The following is a 7,243-nucleotide window of genomic DNA, read 5'->3' as shown; positions in this document are numbered from 1 at the left end:
AACTTACAAATAACCCCTCAAAAACATTGTTAAAATAGCCCCTAATATCTATAATGTAGATATTGGGGGCTATTTATTATAATATTTGATTTATAACGCATATTAAGTCACTAGTTTTTCCGGGAATTAGATTTACCGCTCATTTCAAGATTACCACTTTCATAATGGGCCCAACATGAATAGATTTCGACTATTTTAGTTACTTTATCAATGGTATAAACGACGCGATGCTGTCCATTTATTCTTCGAGAATAGTAACCAGCCGCAGGTGGTGTTAATTTTTCAAATGACTGTATTGGTTTATATGGATCAGATTCCAATACATTTTTTATTTCTTCAAATGACTGACGTAATGGGCTTCTTAAAACTTTTTTTAAATCACCTTTAGCTGATGATTTTATTTTTACTTTCCAACGATTACTCATGATCAATTTCTTTGATCATTTCGTCTAAATCAACCGATTCATCATCTTTACGGCTTAAGGTAGCTTGAATTTGACCATTCATCATTAAGTTCATGGTTTCCTGTAATGCGTCATAGTCTTTTTTTCCAATCAAAACGGCACTACGGCTGTCATTGGATCCTGCAATAATAACAGGTTGAGAGTCTCGATTAGCATTTTTGATAAGTGAAAATAGGTTTGTTCGTGCTGTAGTTGGATTAATAATTTTTTCCATATGATTCTCCTCCTTAGCTTATCTAACATAATAAGCGTACATGATAACGTACGTCAATTATAAACTATTATATCGCCAAAGGAGATTATGACTTATGCAACAAGTTGTCTTACCCATCAAAGATTCAAACGTTCTTAAAGAGGTGCAAGACACCTTACTCAACAACTTCAAAGCTGGCCGGCGTAACTATACAATTTTCCAAGTTGGTAAAGCTACATTGCTGCGAGTGAGTGACGTTATGGATTTAAAACAGACCGATATTTTTACCTCGGATGGATCTATTAAACAAAATGCGTTTATTCATGACAGAAAAACTGGTAAACCTAATACCTTGTACCTTAAACCGGTTCAAACAGAGCTCTTATTGTATCGTCATTGGCTGCTTAATCATCAGCTGGACTCTGAATGGCTCTTTCCTTCCCTTCAACACCCAGAACGTCATATTACTGAGAAACAGTTCTACAAAATCATGAGTAAGGTCGGCAATCTATTAGGAATTAATTATCTAGGTACCCATACGATGCGCAAAACTGGTGCTTATCGCGTTTACACGCAATCCAATTACAACATTGGCTTAGTCATGCACTTATTAAATCATTCAAGTGAAGCTATGACCTTAGCTTATTTAGGCTTAGACCAGGCTAGTACTGAAACGATGCTAGACCAAATTGATTTTGGTTAAGTGAGTTTGCTTTTAGTTGTTGCTTACAGCAACTTCTGATACAGATTTTTAAGATTTTAAAACAGCGTCATTTTATATGACGTGTAAGTGCGCATTGACCTCGTTTTACTCGGTCTGCTGATAACCATAGAATCAATTTTTGCTGTTGTTGAATTGACTGTATTTTTAATTCAATTTATGTTTGCACCTAACTAAGGATTGTTATGTTTTAAATATTTAAAAAGTGTCGCAGATTACGCTGTTTTAAGCCAAAATTTTTTAATTGCTTTGTGCAGATAATCTTTATAAGCTTGGTAACAAATTTTGAATAACGGTGCTGTAAGATCTGTGAATTTAAACTGAAAGCATTATTTTGATGTTAGGAGTCATTAAGATTGACGAAAAGAAAGTATTAAAACCAATTGATGAAATGCTTGCTGATCCTTGGCAAGTTGATATTCAAGAGTTGTTTGAAGCTTCTTTCAATGAACCTGATGAGATCAAAAGGAATTTGTATGATTCCTTATAAACTTGTATTTTGCAAAAAAAGACAAGAAACTATTATTAAACGCCCAGACTTTATCATCTGGCCCTTTAAAGCCCTGCTGAGGGCTTTTTATTTTTGCTTTGGTATATTTTATGTAAACGAGCTTAAAATGGCTTAAATCGGGAAATAAGGGCCTTTAAAAGGAAACTCACAATTAAATCCTTATTGAAATTTAGAAAGTCTAATTATTTGCTGTCAATGGTAGCGGACGAGCGCAGCGTGGGAGCATAAGGAATTGACAGCTCTTAACCAGTCTTTACACTGAAATGGCGAAAGCCAAAGTTTCTACAAAACTTTGCTTTCCTGCCTAACGGCGAGTGAAAAAGCGGTCAAGCTGGCTCAGCTTGGACGGGGTTCGGGGCGTCAGCGCCCGAATTAATGTGACTTGCCACACCTTTTTAGGCAACGAACAAAGTGAGGCGCAAAGAGCGTAGCGAATGGAGTTTAATGTGAGCTGGTTTTTGGCTCACTCTTTTGTGTTTTTTTGTTTTAGGTTTGGATCTCGTACAGTGGTACCTCTTATATACCTCTTTTATAAACCTCTTTTAAACCTCTTTTAGACCCCCTTTTAGCCTTACTCTCCCAAGGCTTACAGAAGTTTATCGACTACATTTTGTCTGTTTATCGACTACATTTTGTCTGTTTATCGACTACATTTTGTCTGTTTATCGACTACATTTTGTCTGTTTATCGACTACATTTATTTACTTCTGTATCAAAATAAAGTAGTATTATTTCTGGAGGTTAATTTTATGAGCAATGAATTAATTAAATATGATCCTGAACTAAATACAATCCCTTTGCGAAGATTTACTCCTATAGAAATGAATCTATTCTTTTCTATAGTTTCTAGAATGCGTGATAAAGGCGATGATACTGTTAGATTTACCTTTGATCAATTAAAAGAATTAAGTGCATATAAACCAACTGCAAATACTCGATTTATTGATGACATCCAAAGTACATATCAAAAAATATTAAGCCTTAGATTCGGTTCTCGAAGTAAAGATGGTCTCGATAGAGAAATGTTTGTTATGTTTACCCGATTCGAAATTAAGGGATCAGCAGAAGTCCCTTATGTTGATATTCAAATTTACCCCAAGGCATTAAAACTTCTAAATAATCTTGAAAGCTGGGTACGCTATGCTTTAGCAGAGTTTAGAGATTTAAAAAGTAGTTACGCAAAAACAATGTTTCGTCTACTTAAACAATTTCGAACTACTGGGTATGCTTACTTTTCTAAAAACGACTTTTTTGAATTACTTGATATACCTAAAAGTTACTGGGCTAAACCTGCAAATGTTGAATCTAGAGTTATTCAGCCAATTAAAGAAGAACTAACCCCTCTTTTTAGAGGCCTAACGATTAGAAAAAAGTATGGTAAAGGCCGTGGAAAGCCAGTTATCGGTTATTCTTTTACTTGGAAACCTGAAAGAAAAGACGCAAATGATTTTTCTCAAGGAAAATTTCAAGATGAGCGTCAAAAACTCTTTAACATTCAGCATAATGATGAATTATCAGATAAAGAAAAGTGGCGTGCAATTGACAAAGTTAAATGCTTGCCTTTAGGAACAACTGAAAAACAAGCATTAGCTGAAAAGCAGATTGAACATGATAAAAAAATCAGAGATCAAGCAAGAAAAGAATTCCTTGCTGAACTCCGAAAGGGGTTTGGAAATAATGCCTAAAACTATTAGAGAACTTGCTGATGAATTAAAGGTCTCTAAACAAACTATTCAATACCACTACCAAAGACTACCAACAAAGAACCGACAAAAAGATAGTCAAGGTAAAAACGTGATCAGCCTTACAGCTGAAAGGATTATTAGAGGCAAGGTAGCAAAGACTTTGGTAGCAAAGAACCAACAAATAGGTAGCAAAAAGGCGACAAAGACTAGCAAAGAAAATAATGAGCTAATCGCTACTCTAAGAAGAGAAGTAGCAGATTTAAAGTCTCAACGGGACAAACAGCTTGCTACCAAAGACCAACAAATAAGTAACAAAGATAGACAAATAGATCAGCTAACAAAACTGATCGACCAGCAACAACAACTTCAATTAACAACCGTAGCAGAGAACAAAAAATTAAGGAACCATATTCAGAAACTAAGTGGATTACTTGAAACTTCTAACCCAGTTCGAAATCAACAAGAAAATGACAAGAAAGAGGATATACATAAAAATAAGTTTAATAAAAGTTGGTGGCATTTTTGGTAAGCCATGCGCTAACAAGACTTCCCATACAAGCCGCTTTAAAGGCGGTGGCATGCTATTCAAACGATAATTTTGTCGTCCTTCAACCTACCAAAGTTGAGCAGGTCGACTTTTTTTTGTTCCTTTTGCCGATGTATGTTAACAACGCTAAAATAAATATTGCAAACAGCAACATCGGTGTCGAAGTTATCTCGATTTACCGGGAATGGGTGCTTCTGAGATTCCCCATACTTTGTATAGCGCTGACAAGCTGGTAGAACAGCTAAATAATTTCTCTCATGCAATCAGTTCAAAGCGAGTCATTCTAGTTGGTCATTCCTATGGTGGTTATCTCACGCTTGAATTGATGAGCTAATTTCAGAAAGGCTTTGATATTGTTTTTTAGCGGCGCCTGTTGTCATTGCAGATCATGCAAAATGTCATGTTGCACCACATTAAACTGGTCATAAAAGAAAAATTGACAGATAACTCAGATGCCTTTGCCGTCACTTAATCTGCCGCGTCAGCTGTTCCGGCGTCAGCAGGCGTGTTTGTCGGAAAATATGATAAGCCTCTTCTGGCAATGAGACAGGGTTTTGATTCAGCCAATAGATGATGATGTCCAGAACGCCTTGACTCACAATTTCCTGCGCATACTCACTCGGCACTTGGCCTGAGTTGTTTGATACATCTCCGTCTCCTTGCCGCAACACAGCCACAATCAATTGTTTAACCTTACCAACAAGTTGCGTGCTGCTTTCATTCAATAACAATGCGGCTAACTCGCGCTGCCGATAAAGATACTTGAACAGTTGGAAAAAGGCATTATTTTCATGACTCGTTTTCACCTGGCCGTTTTGAGTTAAAGACTTTGGAAACCGAGCAAAGATACTGTTCACGTGGCTCACAATCTCATCCTCATAGTGATTCAATAAATCATATTTATCAAAATAATGTAAATAAAACGTTCCGCGACTGATGCCGGCAAGTTTAACCAGTTGTTGCACGCTGACCTTTCCAAAGCCTTCTTGCTGCAACAATTGGATAAACGCCTTTTGAATCTTGACTTCTGTTTCGAACATTTTCGTATTGACTGCCACGACTGCTCACCTCCATTGACAGGTTGTTAATTTTCACCTTCATTAAACAATAATTTTGGCTGGTTAGCAATTGACAATATTGTCGAAAATGTCCATTCAAGCAAAGCCGCTAACATCACACTTTTAAGCCAAGTAGCGCATAATTAATGGCCTTTTCCCTGAACAAATTCAAAAAAATTGTTTCTTGCTTGACTACCGTGACACCCCTATTATTGCTAATGAACAGCATGTCAATTTGAAAGGTGGCCATACAATGCTAAAAAGTGAATGGCACTATTTATTTCAACACAAGATGATGATCATTGTCTTAATCGCAATTGCATTAATTCCAGCAATCTATTGTTTTATCTACCTGTCCTCCATGTGGGACACCTATGGCAAAATGGATGATCTGCCAGTGGCAATTGTCAATCATGATCAAACCGCGACTTATCACGGAAAAAGCATTTCCATTGGCACAGGTTTGACGAGGAGCCTCACCGAGTCCAAGTCCCTAGACTTTCATCATGTCACCGCCAAAACAGCGGCTGACCGTTTACGCCAGGGCAAGTACTACATGATTTTGACAGTACCAAAAGACTTTTCAAAAAAGGCAACGACGATTTTGACCGCTAAACCTCAAGCCATGAATCTGTATTTTCGCTTTAATTCCGGGCAAAACTTCATTGTCTCCAAAATGACGACCGGTGTAGCAACAGCGATTAAGGCAAAAGTGTCACAACAAGTGACCAAGCTTGATGCAACCGTTGTGTTAAACACGCTGCATCAGGCTACTAAAGGCACGGCAAAAGCCGCCAGTGGTAGTCAAGCGTTGGCGGTGGGTGCTCAGAAGCTAACAGCAAACAACACAACGATCACGAAGGAACTTCAAGCAATCACCAACGGCTCACAACAACTACAACAAGGCAACCAAACACTTGCTGACAGCCTCAATACTGCCGTCCAAAAACTCAGCATCATTCACACAAAGACCCGCAATGCCTCTGCTTTGGCTGCACCTGTTCATGAAGTAACTAGTGATATCGCTAAAATTCCAAATAACGGGACCGGTATGGCGCCGTTCGCCATTGCAATCGGCCTTTATGTCGGTGGGATTGCTTTGGGGACGATGTATGAAGGTTTTCTGCCACACAAGAAGCCTCGCAACGCTTTGACATGGTGGGCAAGTAAAGCCTCAGTCATCGGCTCGGTTGGCTTGTTGCAGGCCGTCCTGCTAAATTGGTCGTTAACCGCTGGGAATCATCTGCACGTTGCCGATCAAGGCGCCTTTTTCGGGACAATTTTGCTCGGTTCGTTACTGTTTCTATCGCTCATCTTTTGCCTTCGATTGCTACTTGGCGGTTTTGGCACCTGGTTGGTTTCAATCGTCCTAGTGCTTCAACTAGCCGGTTCTGGCGGCTTATACCCGACCTACTTAGTCAACAATTTTGCCAAAGCTATCAATGCTTGGTTACCAATGACTTATTTGATCGATGCGTTGCGAAGCCTCATTTCGACTCATCAGGCAATAACAACTAACATTTGGGTCATCATCGTACTCATCTTTGGCTTCAATATCGCCATGATTGTGCGTTTTCAAATCGGCCTCCATCAAAGCTTTATCGAAATAGAAACTAACGCAGAAGAGAATTAAAGAAGGTGTTTCGATTATGTTAAAAGCCATGAAACAGATTATCATCTCGAATCTAATTGTAAAGACTAGTCACAAAAAATTGAGGCATCGCGCCGCGTTCTTTTCCTCAATCTACTTGTGTATACCATAGTAGTTAGGTTCGATTTCGAGCTATACTAGGATTTATATATGCTCACTAGAACTATCCAAAATACATTCTATTTACAAATTTTAAATTGATGAATGGTATTAAACAGAAATAAAATTAGGTGAATAGTATTAATTGTCATCGTGATGTTGGTAGTTAATGTATTGTAAATAAAAAGCCAATATAGTGCATACTATTTAAATGTTTTGTAATTAGCTAAATTTTTCTCTAAATTATAAGATGATCTGTTTTTTTGCGCTACAAAAAAAATCAGTTCTGATTTTTTAGGGTCTATAAGTAAGTT

9 protein-coding genes and 1 pseudogene are annotated in these 7,243 nt (G+C 37.7%); 6 read left to right on the top strand and 4 right to left on the bottom strand.

Annotated features, from left to right (window positions below; genetic code table 11):
• Positions 1 to 110: 110 nt before the first annotated feature.
• Entirely contained in the window at positions 111 to 425 is a 315-nt protein-coding gene (locus KH893_RS10845; protein ID WP_007127120.1) for a Txe/YoeB family addiction module toxin, read from the bottom strand.
• Positions 418 to 678, bottom strand: a complete 261-nt coding sequence (locus KH893_RS10840; RefSeq protein ID WP_010579598.1) for a type II toxin-antitoxin system Phd/YefM family antitoxin — start codon at positions 676 to 678, stop codon at positions 418 to 420. Before KH893_RS10840 ends, KH893_RS10845 begins: the two co-directional genes overlap by 8 nt.
• Before the next feature lie 94 nt (positions 679 to 772).
• On the opposite strand from KH893_RS10840, the gene KH893_RS10835 reads away from it, so the two are divergent.
• The 4 genes and pseudogenes from KH893_RS10835 to KH893_RS10820 all read left to right on the top strand — a co-directional run bounded on the left by KH893_RS10835 (position 773) and on the right by KH893_RS10820 (position 4,103).
• Complete coding sequence (locus tag KH893_RS10835; RefSeq protein WP_281166146.1) at positions 773 to 1,360, top strand: site-specific integrase; 588 nt, start codon at positions 773 to 775, stop codon at positions 1,358 to 1,360.
• Positions 1,361 to 1,715: 355 nt separating this feature from the next.
• A pseudogene (locus KH893_RS10830) lies at positions 1,716 to 1,926 on the top strand (hypothetical protein); the annotation flags it as partial.
• 712 nt (positions 1,927 to 2,638) lie between these two features.
• Positions 2,639 to 3,574 carry a replication initiation protein gene (locus tag KH893_RS10825; protein ID WP_281166145.1) on the top strand — a complete coding sequence of 312 codons (936 nt, stop codon included), beginning with the start codon at positions 2,639 to 2,641 and terminating at the stop codon, positions 3,572 to 3,574.
• Positions 3,567 to 4,103 carry a DUF536 domain-containing protein gene (locus tag KH893_RS10820; protein ID WP_281166144.1) on the top strand — a complete coding sequence of 179 codons (537 nt, stop codon included), beginning with the start codon at positions 3,567 to 3,569 and terminating at the stop codon, positions 4,101 to 4,103. The genes KH893_RS10825 and KH893_RS10820 overlap by 8 nt, the downstream gene beginning before the upstream one ends.
• Positions 4,104 to 4,182: 79 nt before the next feature.
• Here KH893_RS10820 and KH893_RS13245 read toward each other — a convergent pair whose 3' ends face one another.
• The gene (locus KH893_RS13245) at positions 4,183 to 4,275 is read right to left on the bottom strand and encodes a putative holin-like toxin (RefSeq protein WP_427860348.1); all 93 of its coding nucleotides are present in this window, start codon (positions 4,273 to 4,275) and stop codon (positions 4,183 to 4,185) included.
• Positions 4,276 to 4,305: 30 nt separating this feature from the next.
• Between KH893_RS13245 and KH893_RS13240 the strand changes: the two genes are divergently transcribed.
• Positions 4,306 to 4,455, top strand: coding sequence for an alpha/beta fold hydrolase (locus tag KH893_RS13240; protein WP_427860346.1), 150 nt, complete (start codon positions 4,306 to 4,308; stop codon positions 4,453 to 4,455).
• Between the two features lie 130 nt (positions 4,456 to 4,585).
• Here the strand turns inward: KH893_RS13240 and KH893_RS10815 are convergent, their stop codons facing one another.
• Positions 4,586 to 5,179, bottom strand: coding sequence for a TetR/AcrR family transcriptional regulator (locus tag KH893_RS10815; RefSeq protein ID WP_281166143.1), 594 nt, complete (start codon positions 5,177 to 5,179; stop codon positions 4,586 to 4,588).
• Between the two features lie 253 nt (positions 5,180 to 5,432).
• Here KH893_RS10815 and KH893_RS10810 point away from each other — a divergent pair, with 253 nt between their 5' ends.
• The gene (locus KH893_RS10810) at positions 5,433 to 6,812 is read left to right on the top strand and encodes a YhgE/Pip family protein (protein ID WP_281166142.1); all 1,380 of its coding nucleotides are present in this window, start codon (positions 5,433 to 5,435) and stop codon (positions 6,810 to 6,812) included.
• Positions 6,813 to 7,243 lie beyond the last annotated feature (431 nt).

The sequence above is a fragment of the Liquorilactobacillus sicerae genome (genome assembly GCF_029916425.1).
Taxonomy (GTDB): Bacteria; Bacillota; Bacilli; order Lactobacillales; family Lactobacillaceae; genus Liquorilactobacillus; species Liquorilactobacillus sicerae.
The sequence above is the reverse complement of the archived record's forward strand: the minus strand, read 5'-3'. Positions and strand labels throughout refer to the sequence as shown.

Bases quoted from the DNA above. Each gene is read 5' to 3' on its own strand.
- KH893_RS10835 (WP_281166146.1), top strand. From the start codon at position 773: ATGCAACAAGTTGTCTTACCCATCAAAGATTCAAACGTTCTTAAAGAG.
- KH893_RS13240 (WP_427860346.1), top strand. From the start codon at position 4,306: ATGGGTGCTTCTGAGATTCCCCATACTTTGTATAGCGCTGACAAGCTG.
- KH893_RS10810 (WP_281166142.1), top strand. From the start codon at position 5,433: ATGCTAAAAAGTGAATGGCACTATTTATTTCAACACAAGATGATGATC.
- KH893_RS13245 (WP_427860348.1), bottom strand. From the start codon at position 4,275: ATGTTGCTGTTTGCAATATTTATTTTAGCGTTGTTAACATACATCGGC.
- KH893_RS10825 (WP_281166145.1), top strand. From the start codon at position 2,639: ATGAGCAATGAATTAATTAAATATGATCCTGAACTAAATACAATCCCT.
- KH893_RS10820 (WP_281166144.1), top strand. From the start codon at position 3,567: ATGCCTAAAACTATTAGAGAACTTGCTGATGAATTAAAGGTCTCTAAA.
- KH893_RS10840 (WP_010579598.1), bottom strand. From the start codon at position 678: ATGGAAAAAATTATTAATCCAACTACAGCACGAACAAACCTATTTTCA.
- KH893_RS10845 (WP_007127120.1), bottom strand. From the start codon at position 425: ATGAGTAATCGTTGGAAAGTAAAAATAAAATCATCAGCTAAAGGTGAT.